This is a genomic window from Mycobacterium yunnanensis (assembly GCF_025823185.1).
Taxonomy (GTDB): domain Bacteria; phylum Actinomycetota; class Actinomycetes; order Mycobacteriales; family Mycobacteriaceae; genus Mycobacterium; species Mycobacterium yunnanensis.
This window is the reverse complement of record NZ_JACKVK010000002.1, coordinates 42,249-57,842: the sequence shown is the minus strand read 5'-3', so window position 1 is coordinate 57,842 and position 15,594 is coordinate 42,249. Positions and strand designations below refer to the sequence as shown.

Here is a 15,594-nt window from a genome sequence, read left to right as displayed (position 1 = left end):
ACGCAGGTTTCCGACTGCTCGCGGGAGGTGGGTGGAAGGGGGTCAGCGCACGACGGTGACGAACCCCAGCGTCGGGTCCGACGCGCTGATCGGGTTGCCCGCCTCGCGGAGCGCGCTCAGCAGACCCAGGACGTCGGCGTCGAGCCGCTCGCCAGGCATCACCAGCGGGATGCCGGGCGGGTACGGCGTGATCGCCTCGGCGCTGACCCGCCCCGCTGCGTCAGTCAGCCGGACCGTCTCCTGCCCGGCGAAGTACGCCTCACGCGGGGTCAGCACCATCTGCGGCCGAAGGGCCAGCAGGTCGGCCACCAGTGCGGCACGCGAGCCCGCCGGCTGCCTGCCGGCGTGCTGCGCGACCTCGGTGAAACCGTCGACCAGGCGGTCCACGTCAGCCTCGGTGGTGCCGATGGTGGTGATGCAGAGGACGTGGCCGGTGCCGGCCAGCTCGGGCTGGACGCCGTGGACGGCGTTGAGTCGCGCGACCACGTCGCGGGCGTCGGTGGCCAGGCCCGCCGTCCCGACGAGCAGTTTGGTCTCGTCGAGCTGGTTCAGCCCGGTGCCGGGACCCGCGAGGTGCTCCGGTCGCAGCACCGTCAGCCCCGGGATCGCCGCCAGCCGCTGCGCGGTGCGGCGGGCGCGGTCCAGGGTCTGGTCGAGCAGGTCGCGGCCGTCCTGCACCATCTGGCGACGGGCCAGGTCGACCGAGGCCATGATCGCGAAGTGCGGGCTGGTGGTCTGGATCAGCTGAAGCGCCCGCCGGACCGCGGCCGGATCCAGCCGGGCCGGGTCGACGTGCAGCACCGCGGCCTGGCTGAGTCCGGAGATGATCTTGTGCACCGATTGCACGGTCCCCGCGCCGAATCGCTCACCGGGGATTGGCAAGTCGGGGTGGAAGGCGAAGTGCGGTGAATGGGCTCCGTCGACGAGCAGGGTGGCGTCATGGCGGCGGCACAGGTCGGCGAGCGCGGCGACGTCCCCTGTGGTCCCGTAATACGTCGGGTGCAGCACCCAGAGCGCGGCCGCCGCGTTCTCGGCGAAGGCCCGCTCGACGACGGCGACGTCCAGACCGTGGGCGACGCCGAAGGTCTCGTCCCAGCGCGGCTCCAGCCACACCGGCCGGGCCCCGACCTGCACCAGCCCGGCGAGCACCGACTTGTGCGCGTTGCGGGCCACCAGCACCGGCTCGCCAGGAGCCAACGCCGAGAGCGCCATCGCGACGTTTCCGCTCGTCGACCCCTGCACCAGGATGAAGCTCTGCCCGACACCCCAGGCGTCGGCGATCAACGCCTCCGCCTCCGCGATCGGCCCCTCGGGGCAGTGCAGGGTGTCGGTGTCGGGCAGGTTGTTCAGGTCGACGTCGGCCAGATGCGCGCGAAACCACGGGTCCAGGGTGCGGCCACCCTTGTGGCCGGGACTGTAGAACGGCGCCTGGTCGCGTTCGACGAACCGCCTCAACGAGTCGAACAGCGGTGCGGCGCGGTGATTTTCGACCCTGGTCACGACCCGTAGACCCGCTCGGCGTTCGTCACCCCGATCATGTCCACGATGCGGATCGCATCGTCATCGGTGCAGTCGCCGGCCTGAACCCACTCACCGAGCACCACACCCATGGCCCGGCGCCACAGCACCGACCCCAGCACGTGCAGCTCCGGCGGACCGAAGGCGTCCGACGAGTACAGCTGCTTGGCGAACGGCGCCGTCTCCATCGCCTCGGCGACCAGACCCGTCGACCGCACGCCGAGGTAGTTCACCGCCAGCCCGACGTCGAAGTTGACGTGGTCGAAGGCCTGCGCCAAGTAGCCGGCCTGACGCTGAAAGGGGTAGCAGTGCAACAACATCACCGGGACCGGCGTCATGGTCCGCAGCAGCGGCAGCAGCAGCATCGGGTCGCTGCGGTGCAGATCCATGTCACGATCGCCGAAGCCGACGTGCACCTGGATCGGCAATCCGTGTTCCGCCGCCTCGTGCACGCCGAACGCGATGAGCAAGGCGTCGGCCACGCGCAGCGGACGGGCGCCGGCCATGAACTCCGTGACGTGAGCGACGACGTCGGCGTCCGACGGGCGCGTCCAGTCGACGTCGAAACCGACGCGGTACGCCGCGATGGTCTTGGTGCCGACCACGTCTGGGTCCTCGACGGCGCGCCGCAGGGCGGCCCGGAAGGCGTCGGGGAAGTCCTCGGCCGAGGTGCCCCCCTCGAGCAGGTCCTCGGTCAGTCGCTCCAACCGCAGGATCTCCGAGGACCGCACGCCGCTGAGATCGGTGAGTTGGTCCGGGGTGGTGATGAGGTCGCCCTTGAACCCGGTGTCGACGACCCACCGGCGCACGCGTGCGGCGGGCAGCATGATGCGCGACAGGTCGTCCGGTGTGAACTCGCTACGCCGGGCCCAGTAGTCCTCGGCACTCGCCAGCGCCTCGAGACCCAGCAGCGGCGCGCACCAGCGGCGGATGGAAAGGCCCAGCGGCGAGTCGAATTGGGTCATGAAGCTGGGGACGGGGTCGGTGGACCCTTCGTTGATCGCGGCTTCGAAGTCGGCGCGGTCGACGGGTTGACTGAACGTGCCGTGCACGTGGTGGTCGACCAGCTCGACGGTCTGCAGGTGGGCCGCCAGTGGTTCGGGAACGTCGCCCCGGACTCCGCTGAAGACGTCGGGCAGTTCACCAGCCTGCATATCGAGCCACCTCCTCGGCGTTCACGCGTCCTGCGGCCGCGTCGGCGACGGCCTCGCCAAGGATCTCGACCGCTCGAGCCGCCTCGGCCTCGGTGAGCACCAGCGGCGGCGTGATCTCCAGGACGTTGCCGCCAACGTAGTAGACGACCGCTCCCAACTCCCACGCACGGTAGACCACCTGTGCGGCCAGCCGGGGGTCACGCTCTCCCGACGACGGGTCGACGAGTTCCAGACCGATCGCCAGCCCTCGCCCGCGGACGTCACCGATGCGGTCGGCACCGGGTGAGCCGGAGAGCGCCCGCAGCCCGTCGGCGAGCAGTCCACCGACGGTGGCCGCCCTCGCGGGCAAGTCGTCGCCGACGATGGTGGCCAGCACCGCACGTCCCGCCGCGGTGCACACGGGGTTGCCCGCGGTCGTGAGAAGTGCTGCGGCCGGCGGGTTGTCGAGGATCTCGGCGGGCCCGACGGCCGCCGACAGGGGCAGTCCGCCACCGAGAACCTTGCCAAACGTGACGATGTCGGGCTCGACGCCGTCGTGGGTGAATGCGTGCAGGGTGCCGGGCCTGCCGAGGCCCATCTTCACCTCGTCGCAGATCAACGGCACACCGTGCCGCCGGCACAGTTCGTGCAATTGGGCCAGGAAGCCGTCGGGCGGCACGACCAGTCCGCCGTCGGACAGGATCGGCTCGACGATCAGACAGGCGATCGACCCACCGCTCAGGTGCCCTTCGGCCAGCGTGAGGCAGGCGTCGACGTCGGCGGTGATCCCGTCCGGCCCCGGTCGAAAGGGGTTGGGGTACGGCAGGAACACCGCATCCGGGTCGGCGGGCGCGCCGGCGTCCACGTGCACACCGGAGACGCCCATCGCGATGCCGACGCCACCGTGGTAACTGTGCTCGAAGGCGATGACGGTGCGCTTGCCGGTCGCGTGCCGGCACGCGCGCAGCGCGACGTCGTTGGCATCGGAACCGGCGTGTCCCAGGTAGACCCGTCGTTCGCCGGTGCCCGGCACCACCGCCAGCAGATCTTCGGCCAGCCCCACGGAGTCGGGGTGCACCGCGGACAGCCCACCGGACCCCGGCGCGGTGCGTACCGCCCGGGTGACCGCCTCGACGATCGCGGGGTGCCCATGTCCGAGCCCGCTGGCCGTCCAGGTGGCCGACAGGTCCAACAACTCGCGCCCGTCGGGGGTCACCAGCGTCGAGCCGTGCCCCGACACCACCTCCAGCGGGAAGAACCGAAGCTTCTCGATGCCGGCGACAGCGGCCTCGTCGCGGGCGTAGAGGGTGCTCATTCCGTCGCGGACAGCTCGGCGGTGAGCGACGCGCCGACGCGCTTGGCGATACCCGAGGCCGCGAGTGCGATCACCAGACCGATTGCACACCAATACAACCCGAGCAGGGGTGCCGCACCCCACTCCGTCGCGTCCTTCACGTTGAACCACAGCACCACGGCGATCACCACGGCGCCCAGGATCGGCAGCGTCAGGCCGAGCACCTTGCCGCCACCACCGTGCACGCGGACGAACTTGGGGGCGCCGACGAACCATGCGGCGGCGAGTTCGACCAGCAGGTAGCAGACCATCAGGCAGACCGATCCGGCGACGGCGAACAGGAAGTACGTGTCGATCGCGGGGTTGCCGGTGCCCATGTCCGGCCACCGGAAGGCGCCGCAGAGCAGGTCGACGACCAGCGCCACACCGACCACCAGCCAGGTCGCGAAGCGGGGACCGCCGGTGCCCTCGTGGATCTGCGCCAGTGCCTTCGGGCCGAAGCCGTCGCGGCCGAACGCGTAGAGCATGCGGCCCGACGTCGCCGAGCACGCCAAGTGGCAGCCGAACGCCGACACGATTGCGGTGAAGATGATCAGCAGGCTGAACCACTGCCCGATGTAGGTGTTGCCCAAGTCGCCCAACGTGTTCCCGGAGCTGCCGAACGCCTCCAGGCCCGCGGCGTCGGTTCCGAAGCCGACCACCTGCGCGAACATCACCACGACGAACAGCACGCCGGTCAGGATCAGCGTGCCGGCCAGGGCACGGGGGATGTTGCGGCCGGGGTCGTCGGTCTCCTCGCCCATCGACGCGCACGCCTCGAAACCGGCCCAGGACAGGAACGCCGCGACCACGCCGCTGATCACTGCGGAGCTGGACACTCCCTCGAAGGTGAAGGCGCTGAAGTCGATTCCGGTCGTCGGGGCACCGCCGCGGGCGAAGATGACCACGACGAGCACGATCATCGCCACGATGCCGACGCCCTCGATGCCGAGCAAGATCTTGCCGAGTAGCCGGACGTCGCGACCGGAGAGGAGGAACGAGATCACCGCGCCGACCACGACGACCGCCAGCCACGGCAGCTGGTAGGGGGTGTCGGTGTTGGGCTGCAGCTTGGCCACGAACGCGTTGACGAACGCCGCGGTCAACGCCAGTGTGCCGATGGCGAATCCGGCGTAGGCACCGAGCATGGCGAAGCCGGAGAAGAAGCCGGCCCGCGGCCCGATGGTCCCGCCGACCAGTCCGTAGGCCGAGCCGGCGTGATTGAGGTGCCGGGTGAGCCGCACGAAGCTGTAGCCGACGAGGGACACCCCGACGAGTCCGATGACGAAGACCAGCGGGATGGCCTTGCCGACCGTGGCGATGAGGCCCTGCCCGTTGCCGGACATGGCCAGCGTCGGTCCGACGAGGGCCACGGACATGGCCAGTGCCACCCAGAAGGGGAGGCGACGGTGCGGTAGCTGGCCCGCCTCCTCCGACGGGCTGGCCGGTGACGTGTTGGTGCTCATCGATCTCTCCTCGGGGTTCAACAGCTCCACGCCAGGCGCAGCGCCTGGGTGGTCTCGGCGGGTGGGCTGTCGCCGAAGGTCTGAATTTCGTGTCGGCGCACCGCCACCAGGGCTTCGACCATCTCGGCGGTGAGCAGCTCCGCGGCGACGGCCGATCGCTCGAGAGCGTCGACCGCGGAACGTTGGTCGGTGGCCAGCGGTGGCGGCGCAGCGGCCGACTCGGCCGGGTTCTCGGGCACCTCGGGCGGCAACTCGAGCTCGAGCTCGACCCCGCGCAGCGCGCTGCCCAGCAACGCCGCGGCGGCCAGGTAGGGGTTGGCACTCGGATCGATCAGCTTGAGTTCGGCGTTGGCGCCGTGCGGACTGCCCGCGGTGGCGGCGACGAAACGCACTGCGGCCTCGCGGTTCTCCAGTCCCCAGCACGCCACGGCGCCGGCCCAGTTACCCGGCTTGAGCCGCAGCGCCGACAGTGCCGAACCGGCGTACACGCCGATGAGATCGGGTAACGCGTCCACGACGCCCGCGATCGCGGAGCCGCCAGCCTGCCGGATGCCGTGCGGGCCCTCGCCGCCGGAGAACAGCGGCCCGTCGGCGTCGGCCAGGGAGAGGTGTAGGTGGGCGCCGTTGCCCGCGGCGCCCACGAACGGCACCGGGGCGAAGGAGATTCGGAGGCCGTGCCGTGCGGCCGCCCGTCCGAGGACGATGCGGGTCAGGATGACGGCGTCGGCGGCGGCGACCGGCGTGGTGGGCGCCAGGGACACCTCGAGCTGGTCGTGGCCGTATTCGGTGTGGATCTGTTCGATGCTCAGGCCGGCGCGCTCGGCGGTGGCGGCGAGGTCGACCAGGAACGCGGAGTGCTCCAGGGACGTCCGAATGCCGTACGGCGACCAGGGGTCGGTGGAGGCCGGTGAGCCGTCGGGCGCGATCATCGTGCACTCGAGTTCGGCGCCGACGAGCGCGGTGAGGCCGTGCTCGTCGGCCGCGCGCTCGGCGTGCCGCAGCACGCTTCGCGGGCACAGCGGTGCGGGGTCCCCAGCTTGGTCGGTCAGGTCGCCTGGCGCCCAGGCGATCCCGTCGTCGACGATGCGAACGCTGTCGGGGTCGAGGCGGATGCGCAGGTCACCGGCGACGCCGATGGTCGGGGTGAACGCGATGCCGGTGTCGACGCAGAAGACGCTCCAGGACGGCGAGACGCCCATCCCGGAGCGCTGGAAGTCCCCGAGTCGGCGCAGCGGGACGTACTTGGCCCTGGTGACACCGGCCGGGTCGGTCACCGAGCCGGCGATCAGTTCCACGCCCTTGGCGCGCAACTCGTCGATGCGGTCGTCGATCGACACTGGCACTGGCACGTCTCCCGTCGGTCCTGCATGCGCTGTGAGTCTCCGAGGAACCTATGTCATGAATGTTTCAGATTCTTTAAATTCGTCGGTTTATGGTTGATTCGTAAAATTATGGAACGGAGGATGCCTTCATGTGTCGGCTCTTGGGTGTCGCCTCGCTGGCGCCGGTGTCCATCGCGGCCGCGGTCGGCGATGCGGTGCTCACCGACTTCGTCGCGCTGACCAAGATCCACGGCGACGGCTGGGGCGTCGCCGGCGTCGACCGTCCCGGCGACACCCCGTGGGTCACGGTGTCCGCCGGGACCGCGCTCGGTGATCGAGAGTTCGCGGCGGCCACCCACGACCTCACCCCCACCGCGTCGCTGGTCCACTTGCGCTGGGCCACCAACGGACTGGCCGTGGAACCGCGCAACTCCCATCCCTTCCTCGCCGACGGGCTCGCGATGGCCCACAACGGGTCCATCAAGCCGGTCGACGCGCTCGACGACCTCCTCGACCCCGCGACGGCGTCGACCGTCCGTGGCACCACCGACAGCGAGCGCTACTTCGCACTGATCCGCCGACACCGGGCCGCGGCGCCGAGCCTGCCCGAGGCGGTACGGCGGGCGGTCGCCCAGCTGAGGCAGGGCCACCCCGACGCCAGCCTCAACGCGCTGCTGCTCGGCGAGGAGCAGCTGGTCGTCGTCCACGCGCACGCCCACAGCCGCCTGTTGGACGAGGACGTCGAGGAGATCAGCGCCACCGATCTGCCGGCCGAGCACCTCGAGGACTACTTCGCGCTGCGCATCGCCCGGCCGACTCCTGGCGTGGTGGTCGTCGGGTCCACCGGGTTCGGCGACCTCGAATGGGACGCGCTGCCACCGGAATCGGTGATCGCCGTGTCGCTGCGCGACCTGTCGACGACGGTGCTTCCGCTCGCCGGGGCCGCACACCCGTGACCGAGGAGAGCGTCGCCGCGCGCGCCGGCGCCGCCCTGCCGTCGTTGAGCAAGGCGGAGCGGCGCGTCGGCCGGGCGCTGCTGGCCGACTATCCGAGCGCCGGGCTGACCAGCGCCGCCCGCCTCGCCGAACGCGCCGAGGTCAGCCCGCCGACCGTGCTGCGGTTCGCCCAGTCCCTCGGCTACGACGGCTTCACCGACCTACAGGTGGCGTTGCGGGCGGAGCTGAGCGCACAGTCCAACGGTCCGATCACCCGATTGCCGGTGGCCCCCACCGGCTCGACCGATGCGGGGCCCCTCGATCGCCTGCTCCAGCAGGGCCGAGCCCAAAACGCCCAAGCCGAACGAACTTTGGCCCAGCTGCCCGCGCCGGCGGTCGAGGCGGCCGTCGCCCTGCTCGCCGACACCACCCGCCCGCTCTACCTGCATGGCGGCCGGTTCTCCCACCTGCTGGCGGTCCACCTGGCCGCGCATCTGGAACAACTGCGCCCCGGGGTGCGGGTGCTGACCGACCCCGGCGGCCGCGACCTCGGGTCGATGATCGAACTGACGCGCCGCGACGTGGTGGTCCTCTTCGACTACCACCGCTATCAGCGCAGTGTCGCCGAGCTCGCCGCGCGGGTGCACAGGGCCGGTGCGACGGTGCTGCTGATCACCGACGACCTGGCCTGTCCCGTCGCGCCGGACGCCGAGGTGGTCCTGGCGGCCTCGAGCACCGTGGGCACCACCTACCAGAGCATGGCGGCGGGCTTCCTGCTCACCGAACTCCTCATCCCCCTGGTGATGGACGCCGTCGGCGAACCCGCGCGCACGCGGATGGCGCTGTGGGAGGAACTCCGCCGCAGCGAGTTGCTGGAATGACCGCGAGTGGCCAGTTGCCACACGCCAAAGGGTCTCGGGCGCAGCGTAAGTGGCCACTCGAGGAGGACTAGCGAGCGGTCACCGCGCTCCCCGCGTCGCGCGGCAGTCGGATCGTCGCGACGATGGTGATGGCCATCAGCGCTCCCAGCGCCACGAAGGTCCACGAATAGGCCGCGCCGGCGGTCCGGGCGAACGGGCCGACGGTGGTGAGTACCAGTGCGGCCAGCGCGATGCCGAGACCGGCGGCGAGTTCTTGTACGGCGGCGTTGAGGGTGTTGCCGTGGGTCAGGTCATCGCCGCTGAGGTCGGAGAACGCCAGGCTGACGTAGGCGGTGAAGCCAATCGACCGCAGTGCGCCGCTGACGAACAGGATGGCGGCGACCGCGGCGACGGGCATGCTCGGCGCCAGGCCCGCCAACAGCCCGTACCACCCGACCGACGCCACCCCGTTGACGAGGAGCACGCGGCGAATCCCGAAGCGCCGCATCAGCGGTGTGGTTGCCGGCTTCACCGCGATGTTCCCGAGGAACAGCACCGCGACCATCAGCCCCGACGCGAACGGCGTCCACCCGAACACCAGTTGGAACTCCAGCGCCAGCAGGAACGGCACGGCGGTGATGACGAGGCGGTACAAGGATCCGGCGGTCACCGTGATGCGCAGGGTCGGCACCCGCAACACCCGCAGTTCGACGAGCGGGTCCGAGGCGTGCATCAGATGCCACGTCGCAGCGGCCAGGAGCACCACGGCCGTCGCCCCGCCTGCGGCGACCAGCGCCCCGTGCGTGGCGTCGACGTGCACGTTCTCCAGCGCAATCAGAGCCGCGGCGATCCCCGCCCCCAACATCAGCAGCCCACGCCAATCCAGTGGCCGCGGGGACGGGTGCGCTTCACCGCGAATGAGTCTGCGGGACAACAGCACACCGACGACACCGATGGGCACGTTGACCAGGAAGATCCAGCGCCACGACCCGAGGCTGGCGATCGCCCCACCGAGCACGGGAGCGACGACCGGCGCGGTCAGCGCGGGCCACGTCAACAACGCGATCGCTCGCATCAGGTTGGCCTTGCCGCTGAACCGCAGCACCGCCAACCGGCCGACGGGCACCATCATCGCGCCACCGACGCCCTGCAGGATGCGCGTGCCGACGAGCATCGGCAGCGACGTGCTGAGCGCACATCCCAGGGAGGCCAGCGTGAAGATCGCGATCGCCGCGGTGAACACCGGTCGCGGACCGAAGCGGTCGGCCAGCCATCCGCTCGCCGGTATGAGCACCGCCAACGTGACGAGATAGGCCGAGATTGCGATGTTGACGTCGACCGGTTCGACGCCGAACGACGCGGCCACCAACGGGATCGCCGGCGTGATGATCGTGGCGTCGACGATCTCCATGAAGAAGGCGCCGGCCACCAACAGCGCCATGCCCCGCGGGAAGGGCTCCGGTTCGTCGGGGGTGTTCGGTGACGGCACCGCTGTCACCGTAGTCAGGCGTCAGTTGATGCGCTGGCTGGCCGTCGTCGGAAAGTCGGGCAGCCGGGCCCCGTCGGCCGCCGTGGTCATGCGTCGACCGAGCAGTCGCGTCGCGGTGCGCCCCACCGGGCTCGCCGTCAGCCGCGCCCCGGCGTGCAACACGTCGATCCCCCGCTGGGTGCGGGGGTTGGCGCGCCGCAGCGTGTCGATGGAGACCTGACCGGCCTTCTCGGCGAGCGGACGCATGAACTGCGTGTACCGCGCCACGGCGGCCAGGTGGTCGTCGTCGCGCGACAGTTCACCGGCCAGCACGTGGGCGCCGATGAGCGCCAAGCTGGTCCCGGTGCCACCGAAGGTGGCGTTGCAGTGGGCGGCGTCTCCAAGCAGGGCGACCCGGCCCGTGCTCCAGCGCGGGGACCGCACCTGACCCAGCGCGTCGAAGTACAGCGGAGCGTCGTCCAGTTCGGCCAGGATGCGGGGGGCCGCCCCGCCCACGTCGGCGAAGGTCTTGCGCAAGATGGCGATGTGGTCGGCGCGGGACAGACCTTCCAGGCCGCGAACGTCGCTGATGAAGGTGAGTATCGCTCGCGTGGTGCCGAGGTTGTCGGGTCGCAGGTGTACGGCTCGTCGCCCAGGGGCGTGCTGCCAATTCCACCATTGGTCGTCGGTGTCGCGACGGGTCAGGGTGAGGTACGCGAAGTACATGCCGAGATCGTTGACCTCGGCGGTGGTGACGAAGCGGCGCCCCCGCGAGCGCAGGCCCTCGGCGATCACCACCAGATCCGCCTCGATCGTCGAGCCGTCCTGCAGGGTCGTGGTGACGCCGTCACCGTGGTCGGTGACGGCGGTGATCTCGGTGCCGAAGCGGTAGTCGGCCCGGTCGGCGGTGCGTTCGATGAGGATGCGGGACAGCTCACCGCGGAGGATCTCCAATTCGGCTGTCGGACCGTCTGTTTCGCCGCTGGGGTCGACCGGGAAGGACGCCGCAGGCGTGCCGTCGGCCCGGGTGAAGCGCATCCCGATCTCGCCGGTGTTGGCGGCGCGCAACTCGTCGTCGATGCCCATCCGGCGGGCCACCTCACGCGCGGCGCCCCTGACGTCGACGTTCTGTCCCTCGAATCGGCGCTGCGGGAACCTCTCGACGACGGTGGCGCGCCAGCCCCGAGCGGTGAGTTCGTGGGCCAATGCGGGTCCGGCGATACCTGCTCCGGAGATGACGGCGTGGTGGGTCACGGGTTCGATGTCCAATCTGAGAGGATGTACCTAGATTAACGTAATACACGATCTTCGAAAGAATTGCCCACGGGGAGGTGGTGGCGTGACACACGAACGCGACGAGACGGGGCACTGGCTCGCCGGCCTCAGCGCACCCATGCTCGCGATGCGGGGTTTCCTCGAGGCGCACGACGAACTGCAACGACGACAGGCCCGGCGCATGGGGCTCAACGCCACCGACATGGCCGCCCTGCGACTGCTCGACGTCCACGGCGCGATGGGCCCCACCGAGTTGGCCCGTCGGCTCGACCTGCGGTCGGCGTCGGTGACCGTGTTGCTGGACCGGCTGGAAACCGACGGACTCGTCGAACGCGTCCGCGACGCCCACGACCGCCGACGGGTGGCGGTACGCGCCCTGCCGCACGCCGTCGACCGACTGTTCGACACCTGGGCGCCCATCGTGCGCGCCATGGACGACGTCGGGCACGCCTTGACCCCGGCCCAACAGGAGGCCGTCTGCTCCTACTTCGACCAGCTCGTCGCCGTCATGACCGAAGGCGACCCGGCGCCAGCCGGCTGACGTCGAGCCCGCGCGCCACCAGGTCCGGCGGGGCTGGCTCACCGAGCACGAGGGCCGCACCCAGCCGGGCGGTCGCCGGCGCGGTCTGGATGCCGTAGCCGCCCTGGCCGGCGAGCCAGAAGAAGCCAGGAACCTCGTCGTCCGCGCCGAGGACGAACGAGCGGTCGGGCGCGAACGTGCGCAGACCGGCCCACGACGCCCCGATTCCGCGAATCCCGATCGTCGTCGCCGCGTTGATCGCCTCGATGGCCCGTGCGATCTCGAGCGTGTCCGGCTTGGCGTCACTCGGCGGGCACGGCGTCTCGTCGGCCGGCGAGCAGAGGAATTGCGCGCCTTCGGGATTGACGTAGAAGGCCTGGTCGACGTCACTGAGGTTGGGCAGATCGCGGGTCCCCTCCCCCAGCGGCGAGGTGACCATGAATATCGTCCGGCGCAGCGGGGTCAATCCGACGGGACGGACACCGGCCGCGGCGGCCACCACGTCCGCCCACGCGCCTGCGGCGTCGACCACCACCGGTGCCCGATGGCGGCCACCGTCGGCGGTCGTGGCGGTCCACGCGTCCCCGGTCCGCTCCAGCGACACCACGCGGGCGGTGCGCACGATCTCGGTGCCGTTGCGGCGCGCACCGCCGACGTACCCCTGGTGCAGCGCCGCCACGTCGAGCGCCAGAGCTCGCGGCTCGTACATTCCGCGCTCGGCCACCCCCGGCCGCAGCAATGGGTACAGCTCCCGGCACGCCTCGCCGTCGAGCAATTCGGCGTCCGAGACCAGCCTCAGCACCGCGGCGTGCATCCGCTCGATCACCCCTCCACGCCCCTCGGTCGCGAACTGAAGGAGTGGACGCGGCGCCGCCAAGGCCGGCTCGAAACCCTCTGGCGGATCGGTGAAGAAGGCTCGACTCCCCGTCGTCAAGGCCCGAATCTGCTCGCCGCCATAGGTTTCCAGGAATATCGCGGCCGAGCGACCCGTCGTGTGGAAGGCCAGCGTCGGCTCCATCTCGAGCACCGTGACCCGGACCGAGCGCGAGAGTTCGTAGGCGATCGACACCCCGGCGATGCCGCCGCCGATGACGACGACGTCGGCACTGGTGTCAGGCGAAGTCATCCCAGCAGCCTCCCAGACTCCACGTAGGCTCATTGGTCATGAGGCGGAAAGCATGAGCGCCGGGCTGTTCGGACTGCTGGACGACGTCGCGGCGCTGGCCCGGCTGGCGGCGGCCTCGGTCGACGACATCGGTGCGGCCGCGGGTCGCGCGACGGCGAAGGCGGCCGGCGTGGTCATCGACGACACCGCCGTGACGCCGCAGTACGTGCACGGCATCTCCGCCGAGCGCGAGCTGCCGATGATCAAGCGCATCGCGCTCGGCTCGCTGCGCAACAAGCTGCTGTTCATCCTTCCCGCGGCGTTGCTGCTCAGCCAGTTCGTGCCGTGGCTCCTCACACCGATCCTGATGCTCGGCGCGACCTATCTGTGCTTCGAGGGCGCCGAGAAGGTCCTGGCGATGGTGACCCGGAAGGGCTCCGGTCACACCGCGCCCGCCTCCGCCGTCGGCGAGGACGCCGAGAAGCAGATGACGAGCAGTGCGATCCGCACCGACTTCATCCTGTCGGCGGAGATCATGGTGATCGCGCTCAACGAGGTGGCCGACCAGTCCTTCTGGCCGCGGCTGATCATCCTGATCGTCGTGGCGTTCGTCATCACCATCGCGGTGTACGGCGTCGTCGCGGCGATCGTGAAGATGGACGACGTCGGCCTGGCCCTGACCCAACGTTCGTCGGCCTTCGCGCAGAAATTCGGTCGCGGTCTGGTGGTCGGCATGCCGAAGCTGCTGTCGGCACTGTCGGTGATCGGCACCGTCGCCATGCTGTGGGTCGGCGGCCACATCCTTCTCGTCGGCACCGACACCCTGGGGTGGCACGCGCCCTACGGGTTCGTCCACCATCTCGAGCAGGGCCTCAACGGCCTGGTCGCCTGGCTGCTGAACACGGGAATCTCGGCGGTGATCGGGCTGGTCGTCGGCGGCGTCGTCGCGGCCGTCGTCCACGTCCTCCCGTTCGGCACGAAGAAGCACTAGGGCCGCGCGAGCACCATCATCGCGACGTGCAGCGACGTCCTCGACTCCGCGTCGTCGAGGTCGACCCCGAGAAGCCGCTCGACCGCGGCCAGCCGCGCGTAGAGCGTCGGCCGCGACAGGTGCAGCCGCTTGGCCAGGGCCGCCTTGTTGCCACCCTCCTCGAGATAGGCCGCCAGCAGGTCGAACGTCTCGTCGCCATGGGTGGCCCGACGCTCCAGCAGCCCGCGGAGCTCGGTCTCGGCGAACGCCTGGACCCGTTGGTCGGAGCGAATCAAGGCGATCAGACCCCGTAGCCGCACGTCGGCCGCCCGGACGAACGGCTTGACGTCGGGACGGTCGGGCATCGCCAGCGCGACGTCGGCCACGTGCCCGGACTCGGCGAGGCCACCTGCGGCGTCGACGAGCCGGCTCGACTCCGGCCCCACGCCGATGACGCACCGCGAGACACCGTCGACCGCGAGCACGGCGCGACGCATTCCCGCCGCGACCTCGACCAGGATGCGTTCGGCGCTGGGGTCGGCCCTGACGGCCATCGCCCTTGGCTGCGGCGCCAGCAGCAGGTCGACGCGGCCGTCGTCGCGGCTGGCGCTCAGCACGCTGTGTCCCAGGGATCGGATGGCGTGCACCAGCGCATCCAGTGTGCGGCCGCGTCGCTGCTGAATCAGCAGTTGGTTGGCGGTCGTGGTCTCCGGCACCCGCACCGTGATTGGCACGTACGTGAGCGCCGGTCGCAGACCAAGGGCATGTGCGCGGGCGGTCGCCTCGGCCTCGTCGCGCAACCGCCCCCGCAGCAGGTCGTCGACCAGACCGCTCTGCGCTCGCAGTTCCAAAGACGTGCGGTCCTGCTCGACCATGCGGTGCATCGCCAGCGCCTGGGCCGCCCGTTCCAGGGTGGTGGCGGTCCGGTCGTCGGACTGCCCCACCGGCGCCACCAGCCGCCCCCACTCCTGCCGGTACGGGCCGACCGCACACGTCACCCACGTCCCGGCCTCGAGCCGTGAGCGGCGCTCCCAGTCGTCGAGCAGTTCGGTGAGCGTGAGCCCTCGGCGCACGAAGGCCAGCGCCTGATGGTTGAGGTCCTCCAAGACGATTGGCGTGTCGAGCATGTCGGCCGCGGCCGCGACGATCTCGTCGACGGAGGCCCGGCGCATGCTGAGGTTGACGAACGCCTCGTGCACCCGGCGGGCGTAGTCCACCTCGGCGTACTGCTCGGCCACGATTCGGCGGTGCACCTCTTCGGTGACCTCGACGAAGCGGACCGGGCGCCGCAGGGCGACGACGGGCAGGTCGAGATTCGCGCCGACCGCCACCACCGACGGTGGCACCTCGTCGACGTGCACCCCGAGTTCGACGACGAGCGCCACGGCTCCCGCGCGGGCGAGCTGCGGCAGGTAGTCGTCCCGGCGGTGTTCGTCGGTCAGCGCCTGCCCGGTGGTCAGCACCATCTCGCCACCCTCGAGGAGGTTGGACAGGTCCGGCAGATCGCTGACGTGTACCCACCGGACGGGGCGGTCCAGGACGTCGGGCCGGGTGGCGCCGCAGACCAGGACGGGGTCGCCGGCCTCGAGCACCGGCAGCGCCAGGATCTCGCGGACGGTGGGCTGCATCTACACATAGTAAGTTTTTTGGCGTCATTCGTTACAGATCGTCGGCACCGTCATGACGAAT

The 15,594-nt window shown here is 70.6% G+C and carries 13 protein-coding genes; 4 read left to right on the top strand and 9 right to left on the bottom strand.

What is annotated here, in order from left to right; translation table 11 throughout:
- Nucleotides 1-42 precede the first annotated feature (42 nt).
- The 5 genes from H7K45_RS03080 to H7K45_RS03060 are packed head-to-tail and all read right to left on the bottom strand — an operon-like array spanning nt 43 to nt 6,799.
- Nucleotides 43-1,500, bottom strand: coding sequence for an aminotransferase class I/II-fold pyridoxal phosphate-dependent enzyme (locus tag H7K45_RS03080; protein WP_263994301.1), 1,458 nt, complete (start codon nt 1,498-1,500; stop codon nt 43-45).
- Nucleotides 1,497-2,672, bottom strand: a complete 1,176-nt coding sequence (locus tag H7K45_RS03075) for an amidohydrolase family protein (RefSeq protein ID WP_263994300.1) — start codon at nt 2,670-2,672, stop codon at nt 1,497-1,499. The genes H7K45_RS03080 and H7K45_RS03075 overlap by 4 nt, the downstream gene beginning before the upstream one ends.
- Complete coding sequence (locus tag H7K45_RS03070; RefSeq protein ID WP_263994299.1) at nt 2,659-3,966, bottom strand: aspartate aminotransferase family protein; 1,308 nt, start codon at nt 3,964-3,966, stop codon at nt 2,659-2,661. The genes H7K45_RS03075 and H7K45_RS03070 overlap by 14 nt, the downstream gene beginning before the upstream one ends.
- A complete protein-coding gene (locus tag H7K45_RS03065; RefSeq protein WP_263994298.1) occupies nt 3,963-5,450 on the bottom strand; it encodes an APC family permease in 1,488 nt (495 codons plus the stop codon). Before H7K45_RS03065 ends, H7K45_RS03070 begins: the two co-directional genes overlap by 4 nt.
- Nucleotides 5,451-5,467: 17 nt before the next feature.
- The gene (locus H7K45_RS03060; RefSeq protein WP_372512494.1) at nt 5,468-6,799 is read right to left on the bottom strand and encodes a type I glutamate--ammonia ligase; all 1,332 of its coding nucleotides are present in this window, start codon (nt 6,797-6,799) and stop codon (nt 5,468-5,470) included.
- A 122-nt stretch (nt 6,800-6,921) separates the two neighbouring features.
- Between H7K45_RS03060 and H7K45_RS03055 the strand changes: the two genes are divergently transcribed.
- On the top strand, nt 6,922-7,728 hold the full coding sequence (locus H7K45_RS03055; RefSeq protein ID WP_263994297.1) for a class II glutamine amidotransferase: 807 nt from the start codon (nt 6,922-6,924) through the stop codon (nt 7,726-7,728).
- On the top strand, nt 7,725-8,588 hold the full coding sequence (locus H7K45_RS03050; RefSeq protein WP_263994296.1) for a MurR/RpiR family transcriptional regulator: 864 nt from the start codon (nt 7,725-7,727) through the stop codon (nt 8,586-8,588). Before H7K45_RS03055 ends, H7K45_RS03050 begins: the two co-directional genes overlap by 4 nt.
- Before the next feature lie 67 nt (nt 8,589-8,655).
- Here H7K45_RS03050 and H7K45_RS03045 read toward each other — a convergent pair whose 3' ends face one another.
- Nucleotides 8,656-10,008, bottom strand: coding sequence for an MFS transporter (locus tag H7K45_RS03045; RefSeq protein ID WP_263994416.1), 1,353 nt, complete (start codon nt 10,006-10,008; stop codon nt 8,656-8,658).
- A 69-nt stretch (nt 10,009-10,077) separates the two neighbouring features.
- Nucleotides 10,078-11,304, bottom strand: a complete 1,227-nt coding sequence (locus H7K45_RS03040; RefSeq protein WP_263994295.1) for an FAD-dependent monooxygenase — start codon at nt 11,302-11,304, stop codon at nt 10,078-10,080.
- A 70-nt stretch (nt 11,305-11,374) separates the two neighbouring features.
- Here H7K45_RS03040 and H7K45_RS03035 point away from each other — a divergent pair, with 70 nt between their 5' ends.
- The gene (locus tag H7K45_RS03035; RefSeq protein ID WP_263994294.1) at nt 11,375-11,851 is read left to right on the top strand and encodes a MarR family winged helix-turn-helix transcriptional regulator; all 477 of its coding nucleotides are present in this window, start codon (nt 11,375-11,377) and stop codon (nt 11,849-11,851) included.
- Here H7K45_RS03035 and H7K45_RS03030 read toward each other — a convergent pair.
- Nucleotides 11,817-12,956, bottom strand: a complete 1,140-nt coding sequence (locus H7K45_RS03030) for an NAD(P)/FAD-dependent oxidoreductase (protein WP_263994293.1) — start codon at nt 12,954-12,956, stop codon at nt 11,817-11,819. The two genes, H7K45_RS03035 and H7K45_RS03030, sit on opposite strands and share 35 nt — an antisense overlap.
- A 52-nt stretch (nt 12,957-13,008) precedes the next feature.
- On the opposite strand from H7K45_RS03030, the gene H7K45_RS03025 reads away from it, so the two are divergent.
- Nucleotides 13,009-13,926 carry a DUF808 domain-containing protein gene (locus tag H7K45_RS03025; protein WP_263994292.1) on the top strand — a complete coding sequence of 306 codons (918 nt, stop codon included), beginning with the start codon at nt 13,009-13,011 and terminating at the stop codon, nt 13,924-13,926.
- On the opposite strand, the gene H7K45_RS03020 is transcribed toward H7K45_RS03025, so the two are convergent.
- Nucleotides 13,923-15,533: a PucR family transcriptional regulator gene (locus tag H7K45_RS03020; RefSeq protein ID WP_263994291.1), complete on the bottom strand. Its 1,611-nt coding sequence runs from the start codon at nt 15,531-15,533 to the stop codon at nt 13,923-13,925. The genes H7K45_RS03025 and H7K45_RS03020 overlap by 4 nt on opposite strands.
- Nucleotides 15,534-15,594: the final 61 nt, after the last annotated feature.